21 protein-coding genes are annotated in these 25922 nt (G+C 52.4%); 14 read left to right on the forward strand and 7 right to left on the reverse strand.

Translation table 11 applies throughout. The features are described 5' to 3' along the window. Nucleotides 1-52: 52 nt before the first annotated feature. The 5 genes from IFO68_RS12255 to IFO68_RS12275 all read right to left on the reverse strand — a co-directional run bounded on the left by IFO68_RS12255 (nt 53) and on the right by IFO68_RS12275 (nt 7131). Nucleotides 53-1723 (reverse strand): DUF342 domain-containing protein, encoded by a 1671-nt coding sequence (locus tag IFO68_RS12255; protein ID WP_192016137.1) that lies wholly within the window; start codon nt 1721-1723, stop codon nt 53-55. Nucleotides 1724-2028: 305 nt separating this feature from the next. Then, entirely contained in the window at nt 2029-2433 is a 405-nt protein-coding gene (locus IFO68_RS12260; RefSeq protein ID WP_192016138.1) for a hypothetical protein, read from the reverse strand. Between the two features lie 289 nt (nt 2434-2722). After that, on the reverse strand, nt 2723-4822 hold the full coding sequence (locus tag IFO68_RS12265; protein WP_192016139.1) for a tRNA(Met) cytidine acetyltransferase TmcA: 2100 nt from the start codon (nt 4820-4822) through the stop codon (nt 2723-2725). Between the two features lie 110 nt (nt 4823-4932). Next, complete coding sequence (locus IFO68_RS12270) at nt 4933-5910, reverse strand: ParB/RepB/Spo0J family partition protein (protein ID WP_192016140.1); 978 nt, start codon at nt 5908-5910, stop codon at nt 4933-4935. 3 nt (nt 5911-5913) lie between these two features. Next, the gene (locus IFO68_RS12275) at nt 5914-7131 is read right to left on the reverse strand and encodes an AAA family ATPase (RefSeq protein ID WP_192016141.1); all 1218 of its coding nucleotides are present in this window, start codon (nt 7129-7131) and stop codon (nt 5914-5916) included. Nucleotides 7132-8421: 1290 nt separating this feature from the next. Between IFO68_RS12275 and IFO68_RS12280 the strand changes: the two genes are divergently transcribed. Beyond that, nucleotides 8422-10425 carry a replication initiator protein RctB domain-containing protein gene (locus IFO68_RS12280; RefSeq protein WP_192016142.1) on the forward strand — a complete coding sequence of 668 codons (2004 nt, stop codon included), beginning with the start codon at nt 8422-8424 and terminating at the stop codon, nt 10423-10425. A gap of 275 nt (nt 10426-10700) precedes the next feature. Here the strand turns inward: IFO68_RS12280 and IFO68_RS12285 are convergent, their stop codons facing one another. After that, the gene (locus IFO68_RS12285; protein ID WP_192016143.1) at nt 10701-11402 is read right to left on the reverse strand and encodes a DUF1566 domain-containing protein; all 702 of its coding nucleotides are present in this window, start codon (nt 11400-11402) and stop codon (nt 10701-10703) included. Between the two features lie 17 nt (nt 11403-11419). Next, nucleotides 11420-14440, reverse strand: a complete 3021-nt coding sequence (locus IFO68_RS22070; RefSeq protein WP_192016144.1) for an Lcl domain-containing protein — start codon at nt 14438-14440, stop codon at nt 11420-11422. A gap of 213 nt (nt 14441-14653) precedes the next feature. Between IFO68_RS22070 and IFO68_RS12295 the strand changes: the two genes are divergently transcribed. The 13 genes from IFO68_RS12295 to IFO68_RS12355 are packed head-to-tail and all read left to right on the forward strand — an operon-like array spanning nt 14654 to nt 25747. Then, a complete protein-coding gene (locus tag IFO68_RS12295) occupies nt 14654-14854 on the forward strand; it encodes a Flp family type IVb pilin (protein ID WP_192016145.1) in 201 nt (66 codons plus the stop codon). Beyond that, entirely contained in the window at nt 14847-15296 is a 450-nt protein-coding gene (locus IFO68_RS12300) for an A24 family peptidase (RefSeq protein WP_192016293.1), read from the forward strand. The genes IFO68_RS12295 and IFO68_RS12300 overlap by 8 nt, the downstream gene beginning before the upstream one ends. A 31-nt stretch (nt 15297-15327) precedes the next feature. After that, nucleotides 15328-16254, forward strand: coding sequence for a Flp pilus assembly protein CpaB (cpaB, locus tag IFO68_RS12305; RefSeq protein WP_192016146.1), 927 nt, complete (start codon nt 15328-15330; stop codon nt 16252-16254). Between the two features lie 30 nt (nt 16255-16284). Then, nucleotides 16285-17658: a type II and III secretion system protein family protein gene (locus tag IFO68_RS12310; RefSeq protein ID WP_225445204.1), complete on the forward strand. Its 1374-nt coding sequence runs from the start codon at nt 16285-16287 to the stop codon at nt 17656-17658. 11 nt (nt 17659-17669) lie between these two features. After that, nucleotides 17670-18245, forward strand: coding sequence for a pilus assembly protein FlpD (locus IFO68_RS12315; RefSeq protein ID WP_192016148.1), 576 nt, complete (start codon nt 17670-17672; stop codon nt 18243-18245). Nucleotides 18246-18249: 4 nt separating this feature from the next. Next, entirely contained in the window at nt 18250-19395 is a 1146-nt protein-coding gene (locus tag IFO68_RS12320) for a CpaE/TadZ family protein (protein WP_192016149.1), read from the forward strand. Continuing rightward, nucleotides 19395-20720, forward strand: a complete 1326-nt coding sequence (locus IFO68_RS12325) for a TadA family conjugal transfer-associated ATPase (protein WP_225445205.1) — start codon at nt 19395-19397, stop codon at nt 20718-20720. Before IFO68_RS12320 ends, IFO68_RS12325 begins: the two co-directional genes overlap by 1 nt. Then, the gene (locus tag IFO68_RS12330) at nt 20714-21634 is read left to right on the forward strand and encodes a type II secretion system F family protein (RefSeq protein WP_192016150.1); all 921 of its coding nucleotides are present in this window, start codon (nt 20714-20716) and stop codon (nt 21632-21634) included. Before IFO68_RS12325 ends, IFO68_RS12330 begins: the two co-directional genes overlap by 7 nt. 5 nt (nt 21635-21639) lie before the next feature. Further along, nucleotides 21640-22548, forward strand: a complete 909-nt coding sequence (locus IFO68_RS12335) for a type II secretion system F family protein (protein WP_192016151.1) — start codon at nt 21640-21642, stop codon at nt 22546-22548. A 13-nt stretch (nt 22549-22561) separates the two neighbouring features. Next, on the forward strand, nt 22562-23419 hold the full coding sequence (locus tag IFO68_RS12340) for a tetratricopeptide repeat protein (RefSeq protein ID WP_192016152.1): 858 nt from the start codon (nt 22562-22564) through the stop codon (nt 23417-23419). Then, entirely contained in the window at nt 23419-23898 is a 480-nt protein-coding gene (locus tag IFO68_RS12345) for a TadE/TadG family type IV pilus assembly protein (protein WP_192016153.1), read from the forward strand. The genes IFO68_RS12340 and IFO68_RS12345 overlap by 1 nt, the downstream gene beginning before the upstream one ends. Further along, nucleotides 23895-24422 (forward strand): TadE/TadG family type IV pilus assembly protein, encoded by a 528-nt coding sequence (locus IFO68_RS12350; protein ID WP_192016154.1) that lies wholly within the window; start codon nt 23895-23897, stop codon nt 24420-24422. Before IFO68_RS12345 ends, IFO68_RS12350 begins: the two co-directional genes overlap by 4 nt. Next, nucleotides 24419-25747 (forward strand): vWA domain-containing protein, encoded by a 1329-nt coding sequence (locus tag IFO68_RS12355; RefSeq protein ID WP_192016155.1) that lies wholly within the window; start codon nt 24419-24421, stop codon nt 25745-25747. The genes IFO68_RS12350 and IFO68_RS12355 overlap by 4 nt, the downstream gene beginning before the upstream one ends. Nucleotides 25748-25922: the final 175 nt, after the last annotated feature.

Consider the following 25922-nt stretch of genomic DNA (forward strand, 5'->3'; position numbering starts at 1 on the left):
AAACCTCCGCTGTCAGCAGTCAGTACGCTATTTACACTGTAAATCTCTCGTATCATACCTGGCTGCGAGTAGTGCTCAGTGGCTGACAAACAATCTTCTGTTTCTCTAAATGTATCCGGCAAGCTGTCATTTCTCGCTCAGCGACAAACTCTTTGTCAGCGATACGAACAGATACCCCTGGATATATCAAGCTACTCACTTCAACCTGAGCAGCAGAAAACTGCTGAAGGTAGCTTTGCTGCAAAGATTGGTGCTGGCTTTTCATCTCAGCTAACGTCGCCATAAACTGCCCTTTACTGTCTGTCACTTTATTTGCTAATTCCTGAGAGCGTTTCTCTTTCGGAATTTTCGAGAGCTTCATCTGCAACAGAACAATTTGATGTAGTCGCTCTTCCTGATTTTTTATCTCAGCTTTCAAGGCGTCCATATCAGCCTTGAGATCATCAAACTGACTTAACAGTTTGATCTGGGTGTCAATGCCGGCCTCTGCCCCTAACACCCTGGCACTGACACCTCCCTCGGCGACAATCACCCCTCCGGTCACAGTACCGTGACGTTGCGCAGGATCGATAACCCTGACGACGCCTTTGGCTTTGACCATGCAATGTGCCAGATGCAGATGCAGCTCAGTGTCTGTGCCAGATTCAATCTGCGTGTACTGAGCGAACTTGGCCGAGACTTTCCCCAGCGCTTGCAAGTGACAGTATGCCGGTTTGCCATCCTGTAGCCGGCCTATCACACCGTTAGCGATCGTAATATTTCCACCGGCAGTCAACTCAGCAAGTTCCACCACACCTGTCACTGTAATATTACCGCCGGCTTTCACCTTCATACCTGAGCTGACATCACCAAGCACCAGTACCGCGCCGTTAAAATCGATATGGCCTGTAGTGACATCCACACTATCGACAGTTAAAAGGTCATCCACGGCCATGCCTGTCAGGCCGTGCCGCGGTGTTCCCTCTTTATCGGCAATCAATACATTGTGGTCGGAATCAGAAATCCGGGTTCCTAAACCAACATCGAAAGCAATGACTTTACCCGCAATCGCCTCAACCACGTTGCCATGGATATCATAACCAGGTTCACCAGCAGTGGGCGGGATGCGTCGCATCAGAGGCTGGCCGATTTCAACCGTAATCAGTTTACCCAGATCACGCATATCGACTTTTCCGTGATCACTGTCCTGAGGGGCAAGAATACGCTGAGAGGCATCCGCTACTAAAGGTTCAAAGCGGGTATCTGTACCAGCAACGGCTGGTCGGCCAGCCGCTATTTTCAGTGTGAAAGTTTCACCCGGATCGAGCTCCCAGGATTTCTGCAGGAGATATTGCAGGCGTTTTTTGCTGACACCACGCAGAATACGCTGCTGCTTCAGTGTGACTATCAGCCCTTGCGCTGTTAAACGATCGCCACCGTATGCACCAGTCAGAGTGACGTAAGCAAACATGCAGTCGTCTGAAATAGAGATTTCAAGCTCTACATCTTTTCGCTCTGCAATAATAAATGCCGACTGCCCAGCGTCTGATTTCGAATTGTTGTAATAGTCGATTGCATCTTGAATCGCCTCTTCGAGACGACTATAGGCATAGTAATCTGACTGCTCCAGTAACGATTCAATATCGGTACGCTGTAGCGACTGACAACTATTTTCCATTTGTTTGGATACAACCAGACGCAGTTGTGAGCCATCTGGCTCCAACATAAGCACTGAATCCGTCATGGAAGGCTCCTTCTTCCTGGCCTGTAGCCCGTTTGAGTGTAAATCTTACAGAAATTTCAATCGAGTAGACATAGAAGGGAGTCACACTTCGCACAACAAGCAACAGCAGGGCTTGTGGTTGGGGAGCAAGAGCGGAAACCAGGAAACCAGATAAAAAGCCAATAAGAGAATAAACCGCCACTCCTTATTCAACGTACCCACTCGGCGTACCCCAGCCAGAGCTATTGATGAATTGGAAAGAGAGATAAAGAATAAAGCGAACAAGGATAACCTTGCTCGCCCGCAAAAAGCGTCTCAAACAAAAGTTAATCTATCCCTAACCAATTCAAATCATCATCTGTTAGCCAGTCATTTGGATGAAACTGATAAATACAGGGCAATTGAAGATCGTTATCATCAGATGATTCCGACGTCAGGTAGCCGTCAAGCATTCTCAGCCCCTGAACTTGCAACTGATAAGACGCAGATAAGTCTAACGGCACCATAGCTGAAAAATAGATGCAATTCTTACTTAACTTATTCAACCGCACTTTTAACCCCAGATTGCCACTTTCAGAAACCGCCCGCTCTGTCGTGCTATTGGCTTTTTTCAATAATCGCGCAGCAAATCCGCCAGCCACTAGGCTGAATGTCATGTTGGGTTTGGCAATGCGTACGCCGGGTTCTAACAAGGATCTCATTGCCTTGCTTTCTACCTTAACTAAACTCATATCCTACCCCTTAACGGCATTCTAATAATTATCCTGTACTTGCCATCAGCAGTACGTTTTTCATGCTCAGGTTAAATAACTCTAGTCTAATTTTGTGGTTTAAGTGGTAATACCTTGAACTTTTTTCGGTACTGCTTATCAGAATTTGTTAGTAAATACTAACCTTGTAATGCAGGAAATGAAAGGCTGAACCACCAGATCAGGAATAAGACGCTAGTTAAGTTTAACCAGTATGCAGTAATTTACAGTGTAAATACGAGATGTGACCTATTTACACTGTAAATTGCAATCAATGAGGGCGATTTTGCAGCGCATGACCAACAAAATGTCGCAAAAACTGCTCTGCCTGTTTACGGCCTGTAAAGCCAAACTGCTCCTGCAATTCAGCCCACGATTGTCGCTGAATCACTTTAGCCAACATCACATCAATACCGTTTTGCGCAGTAAGCTCTCCAGACTGAAGTCCGTGTTGCAGCCAGAGTGACAACTGGCCAACGAGTAAATCATAGCCAAGCCCTCCCTGAGAGAAGTGCATTAACTGGCGCTGTGCCGTGCTTGGTAACTGCGGTAATTGCGTTTGAGCCAGGCATTGGGAATATAAAGGCAAAAAAACCGCTTTATCAAGCAGCCGAAACTGTTCGCAAGCCTGGGCCAGGAAACTGAGCGAGAAGGAACATGTTGCCGTTTCAAACCAGGACCTGGACGCGTCGGATAATGGCAGCACAGACAACAGGGAATGACAGCCACTGGCACCGTCTTTAACAATCCCCAACCGAATTGGAACATAGCCAGCGCTGTGCCAGAACGGCAATAATTCACTGCTGGCTGCAAAGCTGGTACCCAAAAAGTCCAGCTGTTTATTCACCGCCCAGTCCTGAACCTGTGCCAGTAAGGCCGAACCTATTCCCATCTTGCGCGCACTATCGTGAACAGCAATACGTAAAATACGTCCACAATGCTGGCTGGCAGCCTCAGCCAGACCAAGATGCGCAGCAACAGACTGCGCGAGCAAGTGCCCTCTGGGCCGGCGCTGGCCAAGACATATGGCTTGGGCAAGCTCAGCAGAGAAACCACCTTCACACGAAAGCAATACACACCCTACAATCAGCTCATCTTGCAGAGCGACAAAAATCGCTAAATCTGGATCGTCCAGCAGTTGCTTAAGATCGCTCGGTGAGGTCTGATAATGTGCATTGACCAGCAAACCAAACAACTGGGATAAGCTGTCCGGCCGCTCAGCCAGCCATAGTGGCGAGATCCGCTGATACTGAACATCCGCGGCAGACACAGGCTCAGCAATACAGGCCGGCTCGGCATCCAGCAACAGCGTCTCAAAAAGCCAGCGTTCCAGCGGATCGCCCGCAGCCCATCGAATAGGAGATGTCATTGAGCAGGCACGCCATTGCGGGGTCATTGCATCCAATACAGATGTAAACTTAATCGCAAATCCCCGTCCGGTACCTTCATAACCATGTATCGTCGATGCGAAGACCACCCTGGAATAACTCGACAGCATCTTTTGCAGCAACGGGGCAGGAATAGCTGCCGCTTCATCAACGATAAGCAGATCCGCAGAAGGGCGCTCTGCCAGCAAGGTATCAGGCGCAATAAAACAAAGCTGACTACCATCTCGTTGCAACTGATAAGACGAATCTGCAGCGAGCCCAAAGACGTTTGCCGCATGCTGAAATACAGTTTCGGCATTACGCTGACGAGGTGCTGTCACCAGTATCTTACGAGGCTTCTCCTTCATCAGAATACCCGCTGCGATACCTAAAGCGGATGATTTTCCTCGCCCGCGATCCGCGGTGATAACCAAGGGACGACGTCTGTGGCCTGTGACTACCCGCCGGATGGCTTCAACAGCATTGAGCTGTTCATCACTCAGGCACCCATAGCACCGCTCTGTCATATCGTTAATGGCTGGAGGTTCTTCAGGCAACAGAGGCAAACACATCTTGCCATCGCGCCCGGATTCTATCTTCAGTACCCGATGGCTGGAAAGCTGAGATAAAAAGCGCTCCATGAAAGGGGACTGCCAATCGCTTGACCTGTCTTTGGGGCCGGGTAACAGCATCACCATAAGACCACCGCCACGTATGGTGCCAGCTAAAGCGGCCATGGCCTCAAGCGCTAAGCCCTGGTGCAAATCTACGGTCAGAAAATCACAGTCCTGCCCTAACCAGGCTTGTGCTTTTTTTGCCGATACCGATAGCACGTTTGGCGGCGCCTTATCGCTCAGCCACAGGCCGTCAGAGTAATGCGCCTGAGCAAGCAAAGCCGTATTGATCCCCCAACTGTGCTCACTCTCAATGCAGAGCAAATAACGGTGACGGGATTGTTTTGCGCGACTGACTAAGTCAGAAATGAAACGAGACAGTTCAGACATACCGGCCTCTGATGCTGCAGCAATAGATAGAAGAAACAGGTCTGTATACTACCAAGCACAATAAAAAAAGCCACGTCATCAGACGTGGCTTAGAGATAACAAAGATGCGATTAATTGAGGTAATCGGCCAGATAGGCCAGTATATGTTCAGCCTGCTGTTCAGAGAGCTTGCTCAGTTTGAGCTGTAGTCTGTCACCATCTCTGACATAACTTGCTTGCCCGCGCACCAGTTCAACCGACTGAGGTTTACTGCTCTGCTGCACTTTGGGACGCACGACCTCACCAAGATGCTCAATGTGATTGGTGACTTCACGGGTAATACGCGTAATACCCTGTGCATCGACACTTTGCCACACAGGTTTATCTTGCTGAGCCAGCTCCTTCACAAAGGCTTTCTGCTGCTCATCATTCAGTGAATAGTAGAGTTTATGCAGCTTAACTATGGTCGGCCGACCTAATTCGCCAACACTCGGGTAAGCCATTAACAGCTCCATCGGCAAACTGGCCGCTTTCAACGCGCCGCTGACCAGCGCTTCGCTGCACTGGCAAAACCGAGCCAAAGCTTTTTGATCAGCCACTTTGCCGGTAGCCAGCAAAGCCTGCATTTCTTTGCCGCGTTCAAACAATGACAGCGGCTTGTGCGCATTGGCCACATCAGAAAGAAACTTGGCATGATCACTATTTATGCCTTTGGCTACATAAATCAGAAAATCCTGTTTCGACAGCAAACAGGCCATCCGCCGCCGGCTACCGTCAAGCACTTCAATGCGGCCGTCATCCAGCCAACGACCCACTGCCGGATATTGTTGTCCCCGGTCTTTCAGTGTTGTCAGAATATCGGCTAAGGCATGTTCGTTTAAAAATGCCTGCTCACGGGCATTCTGAGCAAACACCTGAGTCTGTTCGCCAATCTCGCTGGCTTTCACTTTTACCAGTTCAAACGCCACAGTGGTTTCACCGGCAACTGCCAGCTCAATAACTGCTGCTTTATCTTTTGCCGCACTTTGCGCCTCAGCCACTGTGGTCGCACGGCGCTTATCTGCTTTACCAAACAGACGGGCATTCAGATCGTTTGTTTTAATCGCCACCTGTTATTTCTCCTGGTTCAAATTAGCCCAGTGACTATGCATAACGCGTTCGAGTTCAAGGCCTACCCGCTGAATCGCGTCCTGGGCAGTCGATAAGGTTTTTTTACCACCTTCAAAATCTGCAGTCGTCAGATCAAAAACGGTGCTGTAGGTATCAGCACAGGTTTCAAAAGCACGGCTACGGGGCACTGTCGCCATCATCACCTGCTCCTGAAGCAGATAGTTCATTTCAGTTAATACAGAGACCTGTTTCTTATTATCATCTTCGAACATGGTAGGGATCAAACGGATAAATTCCAGTCCATGCCAGTCTTCCGGGAACATTTCGTACACAGTAGGCAAGTGCTGGAAGAAATTCACCGTAGATGCCCAGTCAAGACGTTTAGCCGCACAAGGGATCAACAGCGCATTTGACGCATACATCGCATTCCACACCAATGGGTCGATGTGCGGGCCTGTATCAATCATGATGACATCAAATTCATCTTCTATCTGATCGATGACTCTCTCTTTCAGCAATTGCACAATATCCAGGTTCTGATTTACAGCCAGATCCTGCCAGGCATCAGCATTGAACATGGCGTCTTCCGGGAAGGCCGCAATGGTTTTCAGGTTAGGGTACTGAGTTGGCATAACCACATTATTCATCAGAAATGCTTTGTCCGTAGCCTGATCTTCCGGCACATTTCCCAGCATTACGTCAACCGCAGAATAAATGTTTTCCTGATCGCCGACACTGATTTGCGGGTTCAGAAACAGACGAAGAGAGCCTTGCGGATCCAGGTCGATTAAGCAGATGCGATAGCGCTTATCCAGATCCAAGGCCAGACAAGCCGCCAAATGAACCGCCGTCATCGACTTACCTGTACCACCTTTCTGGTTCTGCACATTCACCACCCATGGCTTACGCTTGCCGGTTTGGCGCTCGTGAAAAGCAGGGCGCTCTGCCGCATCCATCAGCATATGTGCTTCATTTAGCGTAATAGAGTAATGATTGGCGTTATTTTTAGTAAATTGATGCCCCGCTTCTTCCATCCGGGCAATCGCTTCATCTAACTTACGACGGGTCAGGCCAGAACGGGTCTCCATAAGTGCTTTTGACATAGAGGGAAAGTGGTCATCCCTGCGCTCTTCCAGCACGATTTCAATTCGGTCCGCCTGAACCTGTTTTGTCTGCTCAGCTATCTTGAGCAAATTTTCTATTGTTTCTACCCGATTCATCTTGTTCATCACCCTACAGAGTATTTGTCAAAATTGTACAACATAAATACACAAAAACAACAAAAAGCTGAACGTTTCACTGTGATAAAGATCTCAAGTAAAAACCATGCCAGTTCGGATAAAAGCCGTACGAATTGACCAAATCCTTACAAACCAAAGCGTCACTTCTACCTGTTACGATTCAGATAACAGCTCATAAATTAAAATGTCACAGTGTCACAAATTTACAATGTAAAGAAAATGAACCCAATTTTGGCTGGAAGCCTGAAAAAAGATGGCTAATCTACAGTGAGTGTCATTTCAACCCGTAAAAAACCAAAATAGGCTTGATGGATCAGAACAGGCGCAGCGAAAAAGGCGATAGCACGAGGCCAGCTAGAATAATGGAGTAAAAATGAGCACTGTGCCTTGATCATGCTTCAGACATTATTTGCCGTTTACGCAACAATGATCAAGGAGAAAGCAGGCGAAATAGTAAGCTGAAAACAGTGCTCTTAAAGCAAGGAAAGATCGGATCAATGATCAAGATGAAGATCCTCACCAGGGATCAAGTTCAATACCTGCGGAAGCATAGTCAAGTACCGCTAAATTACGGTGAATGCCCGATATACCTGAATCAAATCGGGTTGTTATCACGACCATTGGCAGCGATTGCACCAACCACCATCACAATCAGTAGGTTGAAATGACAAAAGTGACAGCTTGATCATTTTTCCATTACCGGACACATATAAAAGCGCTCTGTTATTACGGTGGTTGTCTTTCCGAAATCGATGAAATCAACAGCAACATGAAAGAGTCAGGCGTAAAAAACGAATTACGCCAAGTTCAAAAGCGAATACTTGATCATCGTTCTGGACCAGAGAACAGGAAAAAAGCACGAGAAAGGGGAGTGAACCGTCGATTTAACTGACCGGGTGAGCACCTCTCAGGTATAACTCTGTGGATAACCTGTATAAACACATTGATCATAGTTCTGATATTTCGTTGATCATACTTACAGAACACTAATGATCATGGTTCTGGGCCTTGTTTGATCATGCTTACAGAAGAATCATGATCACCACTCCGAAAGCACATTGATCATACTTCCGGATCGTGTAAAAAAATATATTTTTGTAATCAGTGAGTTATAGCAATTTTGTTACCCGGATCATAAGATCACATTATCAATTAGATCTTTAAAATCAAAAAGATCATTATTAAAAAGCCTCAATAAAAAAAGCTTTCTTTCTCAGTATTTTTTTATTATTCTTTCCGGAAAGATGGTCAATTTACGGCGAATGGCAAATGAAATCTACGGTTACACGTGATGAGAAATATGATGAAAAGATCCTGATCTCAGCTCCCCGATCACACAAAGACGGACACTTGTTTGCCATTCCCAACGCGCTTGTCGACTGGTTACCTCAATATCAACACTTCAAAGGGGTAACCCGAAGCATTATTGAATTGCTGAACCTGATCTCTTTACGTGGCCTGTCCAGTCAGGACGGCATAGTGTCAACCACGGAACTGGTGGAAGCCACTGAAGGTCAGCTTACCCGTGCAGCCATCCAGCAACGCTTACGTGCGGCTGTGAGTATTGGTTTATTCAACCAGCAACCGGTACGCTTCGAAGAAGGGCTGGCAGGCAAGACTATGCTGCATCACTTCATTAATCCTGCTCTGTTGGTTTCTCAGCTGGGCACTGCCAGCCTGCAGTCTGCTCAAAGTAAAGAACAAGAAAAACAAAAACGTTCTAAAGCTTTGGCACAGAACCAGGTCAATAAACGGTTATTGAACGAATATGGCCTGGGCACGCCGCCTATGATGCCCGACGAAGCCGATCAGATTGTTGTTTCACCCACCAGCTGGGCAGGGATTATTGATCAGGCACTGGCGCCGCCACGCACCAAGAAAAGCTATCAGAAATCTATGGTAGCAATATCTGGCACACGCGCAATTATTGAAACACGATCATCGAAAGCGATCATGACAGTAGACGACATGATGACGCTGTTCGCGCTGTTTACCCTGACGGTGCAATATCATGATCATCATTTGTCGGATTACGAGCTGCAATCGCGGCACATGAGCAATAAAACACCGATTTACATCACAGATATTCTGGCATTGCGCGGGAAAAAAGACAGCGGCCCGGCCCGTGATTCGATCCGCGAAAGCATAGACAGGATCGAGTTTACCGATTTTCAGCTGCATGAACTGACTGGTCGCTGGTTAAGCGAGAACATGCCGGAAGGTTTTAAAAGTGATCGTTTTCGTTTTCTGGCCCGGACCATAACCGCGTCGGAAGAAGCACCGCAGGAAGGCGAAGATGGCGAAATCCGCATTAAACCGAATCTGTACATTCTGGTCTGGGAGCCTTCATTTTTTGAAGAGCTGCTGACCAGGGATTATTTTTTCCTGTTCCCGCCAGAGATTCTTCGCCAGCATACTCTGGTCTTCCAGTTATATACCTTCTTCCGCAGCCGGATGTCGCGCCGTGGCCATGACAGCATGCTGCTGAGCGAGCTGAACCAGAAACTGGCCCGTAACATTGAATGGCGCCGTTTCTCTACCGATTTGATCCGCGAGCTGAAAAAGCTGGCTGAAGGTAAAGTGACGGAGTCGTTATTTGCCGTCAATCTGTGGGGCTATCACCTGACGATCAGCCCGGCAGAAGGCAAGGCATCGCGCTATCAGGATTATAATATTGAGATCAAATGCGATGCTGATGAAGTGATCCGTTTCTCCCGGGCCAAGATGCACAATGAAGGCAAGCGATCCATGGCCCCCACTATGCCCAACCCGCTGCGCAATGAGATCCTGCCCCGCCAGGAACTGGAGCAGTTGTCTGAGATCATTGACGGCGAGTTTGAACCGATCCAACGCAAAGAAGGGCGTCCCAAGGGCCGCTTGGGGCGACGGGTTAAATTGCGAAAGCACCTGGTCGAGATCAATGCGGATGAGTTAACCATAGTACTGTCGAAGTATACCTCTCAGGAGGCCTTGCAACGCAGTATCACAGCGCTGTCTGCTATGTCTGGTCATCCTGTCAGCGTGATTACTGAAGAGTGCCAGGCCTTTATGGACAAGCTTGACTGGCTGCGTGTCAGTGGTGAGGTGATGCCATACGAAATCCTGAGTAAAACGGTTGAGCTGTTTAACAGTCAGCATGATGAGCGCCATCTGTCGATAGAAAAGCTGATCTCAGGATTAGCCGTACGCCGTAAGGTCTGTAAGTTAGTGTACGAAGGACACATTAATGACCAGGTACTGACGGCGCTAGATGATATTGCCAGCGGCAGATAGGAAGCAAGATCAAAGATTTCAGTCAAATCAATATGTTTTGACATTACGATGACATTAGTTACACAAAAAAAGCCAAAATGAATCTTGATATAACCTTTGTCCCTTTCGATGAGAAAGGTAACCCCTGGCAAGGATGGCGGGTCAGTTATCTTGTGAGTCTCTCGAAAATGCAATATGTGAGTTTGTTGCGAGCCCGTCCCGGCTCGCTTTTTTTTATCTGTTTTTCAGGTCACGGACTATGCCATGCCCCTGAGGACACGGCATAAATATTGAAGCTAAGGGATTTCACGGACCAGCCTTAGCATCCCTCCCCAGATATTGTAATCGTGATAACTGGCATTCCTTTTCTCCGGCCCACCCCAGGGATCATTATTCAGTGCTGTGAGCAGGGGAAGGTTCAGGTTGCTGAACGACACAAAGGCATAGCGCCCATCTGTGCCCCAGCTGTCGGTGAGATAATACAGCTCTGAGTAGCTCACAAACTTATGATAGAGCGGATCAAATTTACCAGCCTCTTTCAGGGTTTGCAGCTCTGCCAGTGTTTTAGACGGATAACTGAAGGCCGGATACAAGGCAGGCGAACACTGGTTATTGTAGATACTTAACAGTTCGTTCACATCAGGAGCTCGCCAGGGATGAGCGGTTTCACCCAGCCGGCTGTTCTCGTTACTCACGATCACCGCCTGTTTGGCCAGATGGGCATTGGCCTCTGCATCTTTGTCTATTATCTCAGGATCACCCTGACAACTGAGTTGATCCCCGCTGAGTTGCTGACCTAATGAGCAGAATTGCCACTGCAGCCCGGTTTGCTTGTCATTCACCACTTTGAGCGGACCTGCAGTGGTTGTCAGCACTGCCTGAGTAAAGCGCCCGGATGGCGGGGTGTAATTTGCGTTACAGCCCGTCTGAATATTGTCACTGGCCTGCGCGGCGCACGTCATTACTAGAGTCGCAATCAGTATGCTTATCGATTTCATCTTGATGTCCCTGTTGTTTATTGCGCGCTAAAGCCATCGCTGACCAGCATGATCATGTGCGGCTGCTGGTTTGGTGTCAGTGCATTCCCACGTTGCTTCAACGGCCTGACGGTGCGCGTCAGCGCTTCTGCAGTTAGCGGATGCTGATTGGCTGTCCAGAAACCGTGATAGATAGTTTCATGCCGGCTTTTATCTTGATCATCTTTCCAGTTGAAATAGGTGGTTTTTAATCCGCTGATATTCGGGAAGTAGCTTCTGTCCAGTGCGGTTGACTGATCGCCCTGCAGGTTCATGATCCCGTAAATTTCCTGCTGGCTGGGCAGTCGCCAGTTACTCAGTCCGCACAGCTTGCTTTCGTTGACTTTAGTCACCTGGTTAGCCGCACTGCACTGGGTACGATCTGAAGCCAGTTTTCCGGTGTCCGGGTTGTAACAGGTGCCGTTAAAAGGAATACTGCTGTCTTTGCCGTCAAAGGAAAAATAGTACAGATCATCGTGCAGGCTGGGGTGCTCAAGATCCGTCGCCGATTTGGTTTCCCAGATCAGGCCGGTATTAGCGTCAGCCACGCAACTGAATTTGAGCTGCTTCCAGGCAAGATCCTGACGTGGCAGGCGTTTTCCTTCTGTATCAAGCTTGATATAACGAGCCCCCAACTCACCGTCCCGGTTACTGTTATAGGCCAGCCCGCTTAACGGATCGCACTGATTCTGGGTGTCGCGCCCACGGGTGCTGTCGTCACCGAGAATGCCCTGGGTGATCCGGGTATCATTGAGATGGATACGCCCCGGGGTGTATTGCAGCTCTGCACTCAGGCTGCCACCCGGTGTTCCGATACGAATGCGGTACGTCTGCCATTTATCCAGTCCGCTTACGGTTGCCCGGGTGCGGCTGGTTTGCTGGCGATTGGCGGCATCAGTGATGGCGGTAAAGGGCTTTGTATCCCAGCCGAGCGTATATTCACTCACGTAATCCTGTTCCTGCCAGTCAAGCGTAACCCAGTGCTGACCAGAGGTGCTGTCCACCCCCTGACCGACGATAGCAATGCCTGTGACCTGATCGTAGCTGACCAGCCCGCTGGATTGACAGATGGGGGACAGATGGCTGTTCGGGTACACTTGCACCCAGCGTCCTGGTGGCGGCTGATTGTCAAAGTAGGCTTGATCGGGGGTGGAATCGGCTAACAGGCTGGTGGCCGCTTTGAGGATGTGCGAGATATTGTTATCAGGGTGATTGATCAGCAACTGAGCCAGCCCCGCGTTTTCTCCCATCAGGGATTGCAGAATGTTCAGCTGAGGGATCTGATTACTGTTTGAGACAATACTGTACTCTGCCTGCATGTTAATACCGACCAGCCCCAGCAGATCCTGATAAAAACTTGCGCTTTCAATCAGATCTACGGGTTCACTGAACAGTGACTGCTTCGCCTGAAGGGCGGCGAAAGCGGCCAGAAGCTCAGTTTGCTGGCGCGGGAATGGCGTCATCAGCGCATCAATTTCCGCAATACTCAGCGGCTTCCAGTCGATAAATGAGCCGTAGCTGGCCAGAGTTGTCTTCTTTAGCAGCACTTCCTGAGCAGACGAAATGTACCCTATGTTGGTGCGGGCATACTCGCTGCTATCGAGGGTACCGTCCTGATTGGAATCAAGGGCTATCAGCTCACAAAGCGGCCCCAATACCGAGCGAAGCTCAACATTGGAACTGTGATCGGTAATCTGAAGGGTCAGTAAATCCTGAAGGTTGTCGTCTGTCATTTTACCTTCCCAGGACTCGCCGATGAAGCCGGGAGCACACTGGCTGAATCCGTCAGCGGTGTCATGGAGGCGAACGGTCAGGGTGTAATGCTGCTGACCCTTGACGTTTACTCTGTGGGTCTGACGGCCAGTGTCATCTGTCAGCATCAAGGGAATAACCCGGTGAGGACGCTCTGGTTTGTAATAATACTCGCCCCGGGTGTCGTCATTGGGCTTGGCTCCAATGAGAACACTGACTCTGGCGTCTGTCAGCTCTGCCGGAAAAGCCCCGCTCAGGCGAAGTGTATAGACCGGATAGAAAGATTCCTGCCAGCGGTATGCTGCGCTCAGGGTGTTCAGGGTTTGCCCTGCAGTAAAACTGGCTTCCAACTGAGCTTCAGCTGTTGCCGGCAGTGTGATTTGACGTGTATCTGCCAATTGGCCATACAGCTCGCCCAGCGAGAGGTTTGGAGTGGCAGCTTTGGCGCCCACCAGCTGAGCGGTAAGCTGCGTTTGCGTTAATCCCAGCAGCGGCAGGGCTGAAACATCGCTGTCGGCAGGTTTAGCCTGCGTTTCTGAGAGCAGCTGTGCAAGGTCGCGCACGAAAGCCTGGTTAAGCGTGGCATGCGTGGCCATCTGCCGCTTGGCGGCTTCTCTGTCACTTTGACTGAGTGCGCTGCGTCCAAGCAGGTGCTGCGCGACAGCGTCAAAGGCAATACTGGCCGGAGAGAGGGCGAGCGGCAGCAATTCCTGATTATCGATCAGTTGATTATTATCACCATCAAGCAGTAACAGACTATCGATATTGGGCAGGGTGTGCCGGAAAACCATGCCGGGATTATCAATGTCTGTGGCCGTCAGGCTTAACGATGACTGACGTTGCCATTGCCGCAGCTGTAATTCGAACTGATAACCGCCGGTTTCAGCGGTGCGGGCCTTAACTTCAGATTTACCATCGCTCAGACTGACAGTGTACTGCTGGCCGCGATCCCCCAGAACAGCACCGGATAAAGTGATGGTGGTGACAGGTTCGGGCGCAGGATCCGGGGTCGGCGTCGGGTCTGGCGTTGGATCCGGAGTTGGCTTGGGTGCCGGATCCGGTGTGGGATCGGGCTGGACCGGCGGAGGCGGGCTGACTGTGCCTCCCGTGTCAGACCCTGAGTCAGGCTGATCCGGTAACAACGCAGAGGGTGACCCCGTCTGTCCTTCGCTACCGTCTCGCACCGGTTCGATATTGCAGCCGCTCAGTCCGGCAACCAGCGCTGCGCTGATCAATACCTTAAATCTATCTTTACTATGAATATTCACTTCAGTTGTTTTCCTTCCTTCTGGTGTTCCGGCTTGACTCAGCTATCAAAGACGCTGCCTATTTGGAGCTTTGTGTCACAAGTGACTCTATTTTTTTCTTTAGTTGCAGTTATTTAGCGATTTTTTACTTAATCGGCGGAGATACTATTGAAAGTGATGTTGATAATCAATATCATTCGCGTCTGTTTTTTTAACCTATTGATGGAGTGAATAATGAAAGTGTTTCCGGCCAAGTTAATTCAGCGGTATCTGAAAGATGAACAGGGGGCAACGGCGATTGAATACGGCATCCTGGCAGCAGGGCTGGCCGCCGGTATTCTGGCAATCTTTGGTTCAGACGGTGTTTTCGTTACCGCACTGAAGGCAAAGTTTGAGACGATCATTAAAGATCTGAATATCGGTGAAAATGGCTGATACCGGCATAGTCGTCGCTCAGGGATTGGCGGCATTGATGTTCTCCTGGCTGGTGGTTACTGATGTGACTGAGCGCCGGATTCCCAATGTCACCATAGTTGTGCTGCTGATCCTGTCCGTGCTGCTGGTGCCTTTCAGCCTGATGAATGTGCTGGTTTCAATAGCCTGCCTGATCCTCGGGCTGGCCGCATACGCAAAAGGGTGGCTGGGAGCCGGGGACAGCAAGCTGCTGGCAGTCTGCCTGTACGCCGCTCAGGACCACTGGCCGGAATGTCTGCTGGTAACGGCTTTGTCTGGCGGAGTGCTGAGTCTGGCGTATCTGGCACGAAACCGCTTGTTGCTGGCTTGGAAGCCGGCTTACCCAGCCGTACGCACTGTGCCTTACGGGGTTGCCATTACACTGGGAGCCTTGATGTCGACGCCTTTGATCCTCTTTCCATGACGGGCTGAATCAATCCCGGAGAGTTCTTATCATGAAAAAATTTCTGTTATTTGTCATAGCGTCAGGAGCGCTGCTGGCAGCCCTTGCTGTTGTCTGGGTTCAGCCAGCTGAGTCGCCTTCAGAGCAGGCACGGGCTGCGGAGGCCGATAACGCCACCGAACGAAACCGTGCCGAGCCGGTGCAAAACCGTGCCCGGATTCTGGTAGCGGCACATCCGCTGCAGGCGGGAGCTTTGCTGCGCGAGGAAGACTTGCGCTGGGCGGATTTGCCGGCATCCGATGAAGGGAACCTGCCGGGTCTGTTCCTGCAGGGATTTATTCAGTCTAAAAACCTGTCCGGCAGCCTGATCACCCGTTCACTGCAAACCGGGCAGATCTTGTCGGCAGAAGACGTGATACGCCCGGAGCAGAGCCATTATCTTTCCGCCATGATGGCGCCAGGCACCCGTGCCGTGACCCTGGCACTGACACCGGAAGCGGTCAGTCACGGCTTGCTGCGTCCGGGAAACCGGGTCGATGTCATTCTGACCAGCAATAACAGTAATGCGGGCAAACTGGTGGGTGACGAAGCTGTATCCGGCCTGTCTGCCGAGCAGGTGCTGTCAGATATCAAGTTACTGGCTATTGAAGCGCAACTGATTGATCTCGGTCAGCGTGGCGCCTCTGCTAAAGGTCAGCAACAGTTTGATCTGGTGAATGTAACTTTCGAGTTGTTGCCCGAGGAAGCGGCCCGGCTGTTGCTGGCCAACAAACTTGGCGAACTGTCGCTGGTGCTTCGTGGTCGACGCCCTGCTCTCGACAGCATGGCGGCAACAGAGCAAGCCGTGGTTTGGGCCGAGCAGGTCTCGCAAAACCATAATCCGAAAGCCATTCCCACGCATGGGGTTCGTATTGCCTACGGTAAGCCGGCAAACGATTCCGATGCTGATAAAGCCGATAAATCCGGTTCCTCCAATTAAGGCCCGTGTGTCATGCGTTGTATCTCATTCATGTTATTTGCACTCCTGAGCACTGTTGCTCAGGCAGCTCAACCGTTAATGCTCAAACCCGATCAGTCCCGCCTGTTGCGCTTTGACCAGCCGGTGAAAGATGTGTTTATCGCCAACGGGAATGTGGCCAAATTGCACAGCCCGTCAGAGCAGCACCTGCTGGTACACGGCATAGCCGTGGGTAAAACAGATCTGGTGATCACTGGTCATCAGGGGCAGACCCTGGGCCATTTTGACGTGCGTGTGGAGGCCGATCTTACCGCGCTGGAACAAGCGGCAAAGCGTGCCTATCCCGATACGCCATTAGACTTTCAATACACCTCCAAAGCGATAGTAGTTGCCGGCGAAGTGATCAGTGCACAGCAGGCACACGATATTTTGTCTATGTCTGCCGGCTTTGCCAGAGGTCTGTTTGCGACCAACGGCCAGGAACCGCTTTCGCAGGGGCGTGAGCGTTCCACCAACGAGCGGCCGGAAGACGCTGTACCCGGCGGGGGCGAAGGCCAGTATCCTCATGTGGTCAATCGCTTGCGTCTGGCCGGTTCAGATCAGATCAACATCTCTGTCCGTATCATCGAAATGGAACGCTCCACCAGCGAACAGCTGGGGATGCGCTGGAGTGCAATAGGTAAATATCTGCAGTTGGGTGTGTCGCCGGGCAATCTGTATCCCACGCCGGCAGACAACAGTCTGATTGGCAGAGATACGGTCAAAATTGACGCCATTATTGATGCGTTAGTGCAGAACAACCTGGTGACTGTGCTGGCTGAACCCAATCTGACGGCCAAATCTGGTGAGGCGGCGACCTTTATGTCTGGCGGTGAGTTTCCGTTTCCTGTCGGTAACGGTGACGATGGCCCGGAAATCGAGTTCAAGAACTTTGGTATCTCACTGGGACTGACACCAACCCTGCTGAGCAATAAACGCATCAGTCTGACAGTCTCACCGGAAGTGTCCACTCTGAGCCGTGAAAACAGTGTCTCCATTGGCGGTGTCGTGGTACCGGGGATCGAAACCCGCCGCACCACCACCACGGTTGAGCTGGCCGATGGCCAGAGCTTTGCGCTGGCGGGTCTGGTACGTACTTACCGCGATCAGAATGTTGAAGCTTTGCCTGTGCTGGGAGAAATACCGTTTCTGGCTCCGTTTTTCAGCAGTACCACTTACCAGGAAGGGGAAAGCGAGCTGGTGATTATAGCGACGGCCCGTCTGGTCGAGCCGACCAGTAACCCGCTTGAACTGGCCACACCGCTGGATTTCTACCGCCCGCCAAGCCGGTTTGAACGGCTTTTCTTCAGTGATTTTGGCGACATGCAAGCCCCTGCTGTACAGGGACAGGCAACGCTGTTCGGCCAGTACGGCTATAGCTACTGATTCTGGGATTTATGATGAAACTGAATGCAAAATCTTTGCTGCTGCCACTCACGGCTTTGGCGCTGACGGGCTGTGTCGATCGGCTGGACAACTGGAACGACAGCCAGAAGACGACTGAAAACTATCTGGAAACCGCCACTTATCGGGTGAATGCCGCGCAATTGCAACCCTCGTTGCAGGCTGTTCTGCGCCCGCTGGCTGAGCGGCTGGAAGACGGCATACTCAGGGTGGCAATCACCGGTCCGGCTGAGCCGCGCCAATCACTTGAGTTATCGGTTGTATTGCAGCAGCAACTGGCGATGCCAACCCTGGTGGAGCATCACCCTGCCAGCCAGTCCGGATACCAGGTTGCTCTGACGGTGACGTTGCAGCCGCATACCTGCCGTTATCAGCAGGGGCCGGCCGAGGTATCGATGAATACCTGTTTACTGAAACGCAATCAGTTCCGGGCTATGACAACCACAGCTCACTGGTTCGAAGGTGCGGAGTACGAAGTGACATCCAGCGCGCTCGATGTAGGGGCCGTGCAGCGTCTTTATGACGACAAGATCAAACATGCCAGCAGCCAGAGCACAACAGGGGAGTAAAGTCATGCGTAAACAACAGCAACTGGTGGCCTTTGTCCTCACTGACGCAAGCCGCCACAGCCTGAACTTAATCGGTGAGCAGCTCCCGGATGTGGTAATGACAGTCCGGGAGGGCGATATGCAGGCTGCCTGTGATTACTGCCTGAATCAAGGCGCACCCGATGTGCTTATCGTGGATGCCGGTGATTGTGGCAAGCTGGAGTCTGACCTATCCGGGCTGGCGCAGTGTTGTCCGCCAACGATGAAACTGGTAGTGCTTGGCCAGCGTCAGGATCTCAATGTCTACCGCCGTCTGATGCAGCTGGGAGTGAGCGATTACCATGCAACACCGCTGGATGCGGATGCCCTGCGCCTGAGTTTGCTGGCCATGGTGGATCGCCCTGCAACGGCGCCTCTGCGCCGCGGCCGAGTGATTGCTGTTGTGGGCTCAGGAGGCGGTGTCGGCACCAGTACCGTCGCGGCCAATCTGGCCTGGCTGCTGGCAGATGAACATCATCAGCACGTTGCGCTGGTTGATCTCAACACTTATCACAGCCAGCACCCCATTTTATTGGGGGTTGATTATGAGCATATCCAGCACTCAATTTTTACTGAGGCCGAGCGATTGGATGACACATTATTGAGCCATGCGGCCCATCAGGTCAGTGAACGCTTGCACCTGTTTTACAACCAGGACGGGGTTCAGGACTCTCCTGCCCAATTGTCGCAGGAGGTTATCAGCAGTGTGGCTATGGTTGCCGGCCATTACAGCACTGTGGTGGTCGATGTGCCTGACCTGCGCGATCCGGCCTGGCGTGCATTGGCCGCGCAGGCCGATCTGTGCCTGATACTGCATGACAGCAGTCTCAGTGCAATGCGGCTGCTGAATAAATGGCAGTTCCGGCAGGCCAGCACGCATCAGCGTCGTCTGCTGGTGGCTAACCAGTGCCGGACGAAAACCAGCCGGGTACCTGAGGCCGAAATGGCGCAGGCGTCAGGATTACAAACCCTGATGACACTGCCGTTTGATGCCGCTGCTGTGGTGAAATCGGAGCAATCAGGTCAGCCAGTGGTCTGCGTGGGCGGTAAGCTGGCTAAACAGCTGAGAAAGCTGACTCAGACAGTGATCAGTGGCGGTGCTTCCATTGCCGTGAAACGGAGTGCGGCATAATGTTTGGTAAACATACCCCGCCAGCGCTTGCGATGCAGGAAGAGGAACTGCTGACGATGTCAGAGCAGGCCAGAGAAGCCTTCTATCAGCAGGTTGAACCGTCGGTGGCTGCCAAGCTGTCGCCTCAGGCGCTGGCGCTCAAGGTCAGCGATGCTTTGCACGTGATAGCTGCCAGAAAACTGTTGCCCTATAACAGTGGCGAGTTGGCACTGCTGACCAGACAAATGGTGGATGAGATGATCGGCATCGGGCCTATCCAGCCGCTGCTCGATGATCCGAGTGTCTCCGATATCCTGGTCAACGGTCCGCACAATGTGTATGTCGAGCGATATGGCAAGCTGGAGCGAACTAAGATCCGTTTTCACGACAAACAGCATGTTCTGAATGTGGCGCAGCGGATCGTCAACGCTGTGGGGCGTCGGGTGGATGAGTCGACGCCTATGGTGGATGCCCGGCTGGCCGACGGCAGCCGGGTAAACGTTATTGCCCCGCCGCTGGCACTGCACGGCACGACCATTTCTATCCGTAAATTTCCGGCCAGCCGCCTGACACTGGACGCACTGGTCACGAATCAGAGCCTGTCGCCGGCCATGGCTCAGTTTCTGGCCCTGGCCGCTAAAGGGCGATTTAACATTCTGGTATCGGGCGGAACCGGTTCGGGGAAAACCACGCTGCTCAATGCCCTCAGCCAGCATATTGGTGATGACGAGCGCATCCTGACCATTGAAGATGCTGCTGAGCTGTCGCTGGATCAGCCGCATTGGGTACCGCTGGAAACCCGCAATGAAAGTGCGGAAGGGAAAGGCGAGGTGACCATTCGTGCTCTGGTACGTAATGCGCTGCGGATGCGGCCGGACCGCATCATTCTTGGCGAGGTACGCGGGGCGGAAGCGTTCGATATGCTGCAGGCCATGAATACCGGCCATGATGGCTCCCTCTGTACCCTGCATGCCAATAACCCGCAAGATGCCATGATCCGCCTGTCGAACATGCTGCAGATGGGCGCAGAAAAGCTGTCAGAATCGATTATTCAGTCCCAGATTGTCAGTGCGGTCGATCTGGTGGTGCAACTTGAACGGATGCGGGACGGCAAGCGTCGGATCACGGCCATCAGCGAAGTGGCCGGGATCAGCAAGGGCGCGATTCAGATGAAGCCGATCTTCCGTTTTCGCTATCAGCATGTTGATCACTCTTGTATCCAGGGTGAGTTTGATGCCTGCGGGATGTCGGAGGCGCTGCTGGAAAAAGCCGCGCAGTCCGGGTTGGATCAGGCCATGAGCGTCTGCAGTCTGCCGCTTGTCCCGCAAGGAGAGGCAGTATGCTGAGTATTACAGTGCTGCTAAGCCTGCTGGTGGTGTCGGTGTGGCTGATGATCCTCGGCTTGTGGTGGCAGGCTTATCGCCAGCGGGAATGCTGGCAGCAACAGGCGCAGCGCTACAGCCAGTTTCGTGCACCCGCTCAGCAGGAAACGCGCACTTTGCCTGAATGGTATCTGACCATGGCGACCGTGCTGGGGGGGAAACGTGTGCAATTCTGGCAACGTGCCGTCCCCGCGGCTGTGGTGGCGATCACGCTGCTGCTGACGGTCAACGGCATGACCTGGTTTGTCGCATTGAGTCTTTCGCTGTCTGTGACCGCGCTTGGCGTCTGGGTTGTTTATCATCAGTTGCAGCAACAGGCATTGGATGCTTTTCGTGATCAGCTGCCGGAAGTGATCGACGGTATGATCCGGGCGGTGCGTGTGGGCGCACCAATGGCTGATACCTTTGCGGTGATCGCCGAGCAGTACGGGGAAGCGGAGGATCAACGTGCTGTGGTATCCCGCCTGTTCGGGCAGATGCATGACGAGCTGCGTGTCGGCCAGCCGCTTACCGACGTGCTGGCCAAAGCGTCAGCCAGAATGCCGGTGGCAGAGTTTCGCTTCCTTACCGTAGTGCTGAGCTTGCAGCAGGAAACCGGTGGCCGGTTGTCTGAGGTGCTGAATCAGCTTGGCGATACCCTGCGCGGACGTAAAGAACTGCAAGCCAGTGTGGCCAGTATTACGTCGGAATCGCGCAGCTCAGCCAAAGTGCTGGCGGCGCTACCGGTTCTTATCGTACTGGTGCTGTTCAGTGCCGGACGGGAACATTTCGATTATCTGATGATGACTGTGCAGGGCCAGATGGTGGTCGGCTATGTGATCGGCAGTATTCTGTTCGGGCTGATGCTCATCCGCCGCCTGACCCAGATAAAGGCTTAATTATTATGCCCATTCCTTTGATTTCTTCTTCCCTGATACTGGCAATAGCGCTGCTTTGGCTGGTTGTCGTGTCATGTGCATTGCTCTGGTATCAACAGCGTCAGCATGCCCGTTGGGCTGTGCAGCGGGTACGCTATTGCATGGAAAACGTCTCGGAAAAAAGCGCTGAACGTCAGCACTGGCTGGCACGGATTGGCCGCCGCTATCCGGCGTCGGCGGCAGAGAAACAACGTCTGCTCAAAATGCTGGCTCAGGCCGGTATTGATAGTGACGATGGTGTCGCGAGAGTATGTGGGGCCAAATGTCTGAGCGGTATGGCGGCGGTCGTGGTGGCTCTGGTGTGGCGCTGGCAGGGCGAGTTGACGGCTATGTTGCTGATGGCATTGCTGTTTGCCTATGTGCTGGGGGCTAACCTGCCTGAGTACTGGCTGCGTCGCCGCTCTTTACGTGTCAGGGAGCAGCAACGCCGTGCTGTACCGGATGCCATTGATATGCTGGTGATCACAGTGGAAGCCGGGCTGTCACTGGATCGCGCGCTGGAGCGTGTCGGACGTTATCTGCAAGCGAGCGAACCCCGTCTTGCCGAGCAATTCCTGCGCACTCATGCCGAAGTACAGGTCATGGGCGATCCCGCGCAATGCATGAAAAAACTGGCCTGGCGAACCGGCCTGCCTGAGCTGGAACGGCTGGCTTCAACGCTGGCAATGGCCCAGCGTTACGGGTCGCCGCTGGCCGATACCATGCGCACCATCAGCAAAGAAGCCCGTCAGATGCGCAAGATAGCGCTGGAAGAGCAGGCGGGCAAGTTGCCGGGACGTATCACCTTAATCCAAATGGGCTTTATCATGCTGCCACTGCTGGTGTTAATCATAGCCCCTACCCTGAATCTGCTGATTGAAAGCCTGAGTGAATAACAGGAACACTTTGATGAATACGACTACTTCTGCTCAGTTGTTACTGCGCAACAGCCGCTATGTCTGGATTGCACTTGCCGCTCTGGCTCTGAGTGCCTGCAGTCGTCACGCCGATACCGTCAGCGCCAAGGCTCAGACCAATGCCATGGTTGTGGCACAAACCGCTTTCGACTCGCATCAGTATGTCAAAGCGGAAACCCTTTACCGGAAGATGCTGGATACGTCTGCGCCCTCCGGTGAGAGGGGGCAGCAAAACCCGCGGGCTACTCCTTTCTTTCAGCAAGCCCTGCTGATGCTGGCACGCAGTCAGTACCAGCAGGACAAGAAACAGGCGGCCAGAGATACGCTGCAGCAACTGCTGGAGATGCAAGGAGAACTCGCCCCGGAGGCTGCCTATTATCTCGGAAAATTCAGCCTGGATGATGGCAGGGTAGAACGGGCACAGGCTGCGTACCACCAGGGGCTGGCATTACAAGGCTTGACTGCGACTCAGGAAGCCAAATTGCGCAACGGCCTGGGCGTTGTGCTGTTAAATCAGAACAGTTACGTGCAAGGACGAGCCGCTTTCTCGCGGGCTGTGACGCTGGCTCCCGACGATGCATACTATCGCGCCAACCTGGCGCTGGGCTGGTTAATGGATGGCGAGGTGCGCACGGCAAGGGAGGTCTTCGCCCCGTTGCTGCACTATCAGCAGTTGCCCCCTCGGGTGGAGATGAACTATGCCCTGTTATTGCTGGCGGAAGGGCAGGAGCAACAGGCCAGGCTGATCCTGTCCCGCTTCATGTCGCCGACTCAGGTTGATCACGATATACGCAGGCTGTCAGCCCGTTTTGAGCAGATACAGCTACTTCCGCTTCAAGGTCAGTCCTGATGCATCAACCGGTTCAGACTTCCTGTCGCCAGCGGGGCGTGGTCAGCGTGGAAATGGCCTTTTTACTGCCTGTCTTTATCGGGTTGCTGCTGCTGTTTGCAGACGTGGTGCGAGTGCACTGGCAATACAGCACCCTGGAGCATGCCATGCGACGAGTATTGCGCGAACACATGGTCGACAGCGTTCGGGGAGGGCTGCCCAGCGCGACAGTGCTGAAACAAGATATTCAGGCCAGCCTGATAGGTAAACCGGATTTCAGTCTGTCCGTTACCCGTTTTGGTTCGCTGGCCGAGATGCTGCAGGCAGACGGCGGGCTGGCACCAGACGAGGCGATCCCTCTGGCGCCGTCTGATCCTGTATTGCGGGTGACAGCTGTACTAAAGCCGGCCATGACTGTGTATCCCCTGTTTTTTGCCAAAGCGCGGACCCTGGAATACCGAACGACCTTGATCATGCTTTCAGACAGGATGCCAGAATGAGCCGACGTGACTTTTCTTTAACCGGTTCGGGTTTCCCGGCCAAACAGCGCGGTGCGGCCAGTGTTGAAGCCGTGTTTGTCTTCGGCTTTCTGGTGCTGTTCATCCTGTCCTGCTCTGACTTACTCAGTGTGCTGCGTTTGCAGCAGCGGCTGGATAATCTCGCATATAACCTGACGCAGATGGTCAGCATGACAGCATTTACCCCCAACACTAACGCGGACAATCCCTTTACCTTCTATGGCCGGTATGCAGAACAACAGGTAACAGCACTGACAGGCAAACAGCTATCCGGCAGCCAGTACGGTTTGGCTATCGACTGGCGAAACCTGGCGACAGGTGAGGAGGTCAGTGTGGTCAAAGAAGGGTTGTGTACTGAAGCCAACGACTGGCCAACCCTGACCCGGGGCATATTCGTTCGGGTCTCCTTGTGCCTGAAAACCGGCGAAGTGGCCTCCGGCAGCTGGCTGAACGAATGGCTCACCGGGACAAACTTGCGTGCCGGTTATGTACAGGAGATACAATGACAGTCTATGTATATCGTCAGAAAGGTGCCTTCTCTGCCGGTTTTATCCTGATGTTGATCGGCGCCGTGGGATTTCTCGTCACCGTCAGCACCATCATTCGTGCTTATCATGACCATGACAGATTGAGCGGTGTGGCGGATATTGCCTTGCTGTCGGCCTCGGACAGTGATGAGCCATCCCGGGATGTGGCAGCCCTGCTCACATCAAACCGCATCGATGCCAGCGCACAGATTCAGTCAGGTGAGAACGGGGCCAGCCTCCGGCTGACAGGCAGCAGTCAGGACATTCCTATCGGGGTTAAAGCTGCGTCGCGGATTGTGCAGAGCACGGTAGAAATTGCCGTAGTGGTGGATGTGTCGGATTCGATGAAAGGAGAGCCGCTCAATCAGGTCAAGAAAGGGCTGGTGGATTTTGCTGATGTGCTTTTTGCCAAAGAAAGGCGCAATGATAACCGAGTGATCAGCCTGATCCCGGCCAGCGGCTTGGTGAACATTGGGCCGTATCCTCAGTTTTTCGAGCCGTCCAGTTTGCAGCCGCCCTTCAACCTGCAAACCCTGTTTAAAGAGAAGAACTGGCACAGCTTTTTGCACCCTTCCGTACCGGGACGGGACAGGCAGGCGTTTTGCGCCAGATTGGCGGAAGACAGCAGTGGGTTAACGCAATCGCGTGAAGTCTCGTCGCGCTGGGTTCGGCAACTGGAACTTGCTCCGTTCCGCGGTCAGCAGATTGAGCTGTTTCATACCACGCAGCGTCCAGCCGGCAGCCGCTATGCCGATGGCACAGCGCTGAAAGCTTTTTATCCGTCAGATAACCCGGAACATGCTTATCGTGAAAATGCCCTGGCTTCGCTGGGCCTGTTTGACTCGCTGGACTGCGGTGTCAGTCCAATTATGGCGATGGCAAAAACGCAGCATGAGTACCAGCAAGGCATAGAGCAGCTTTATCCGGGCAATAATACCAACACCGCAGAAGGGGTGCTCTGGGCATGGCGACTACTCTCGCCCCAGTGGCAGGGACTGTGGCGGGAAGCCATGGCCGATCTGCCGCGTAGCTATGAAATGCCGAATAATGTCAAAGTCATGGTGCTGCTGTCTGATGGCGAGCACAGGGTCAACCCTGCGATACGCGACAGAAAACAGGTGGCGATATGCCGTGAAATGAAAAAGCAGGGTATCCAGGTGTTCAGTATCGGCTATGGCAACAATGCCCAGATTGTGCGCCAGTGTGCCAGTCCCGATGGCTTCTATACCGCGAATGAACGCAATATACGCACGGTTTTTAGCGTGATTGCCAATACCATCAATGACATTTCATTGGTGAAATAAAAAGCGTTATAACCGTCACAGACCGGTTTTACACTGTAAACCGGGTCTGTGACTTCTCTGCGTCCCACTTCCGCCACCTTTCATCGCCATTGACAACACGTCAAAAAATCGCTGCTGGCTATACTTAACTGGAATCGACATATCATTGCTGTTTTGCCTTTGTTCACAGGAGCAC

The organism is Photobacterium arenosum (genome assembly GCF_014841115.1).
In the GTDB taxonomy this organism is placed as follows: Bacteria; Pseudomonadota; Gammaproteobacteria; order Enterobacterales; family Vibrionaceae; genus Photobacterium; species Photobacterium arenosum.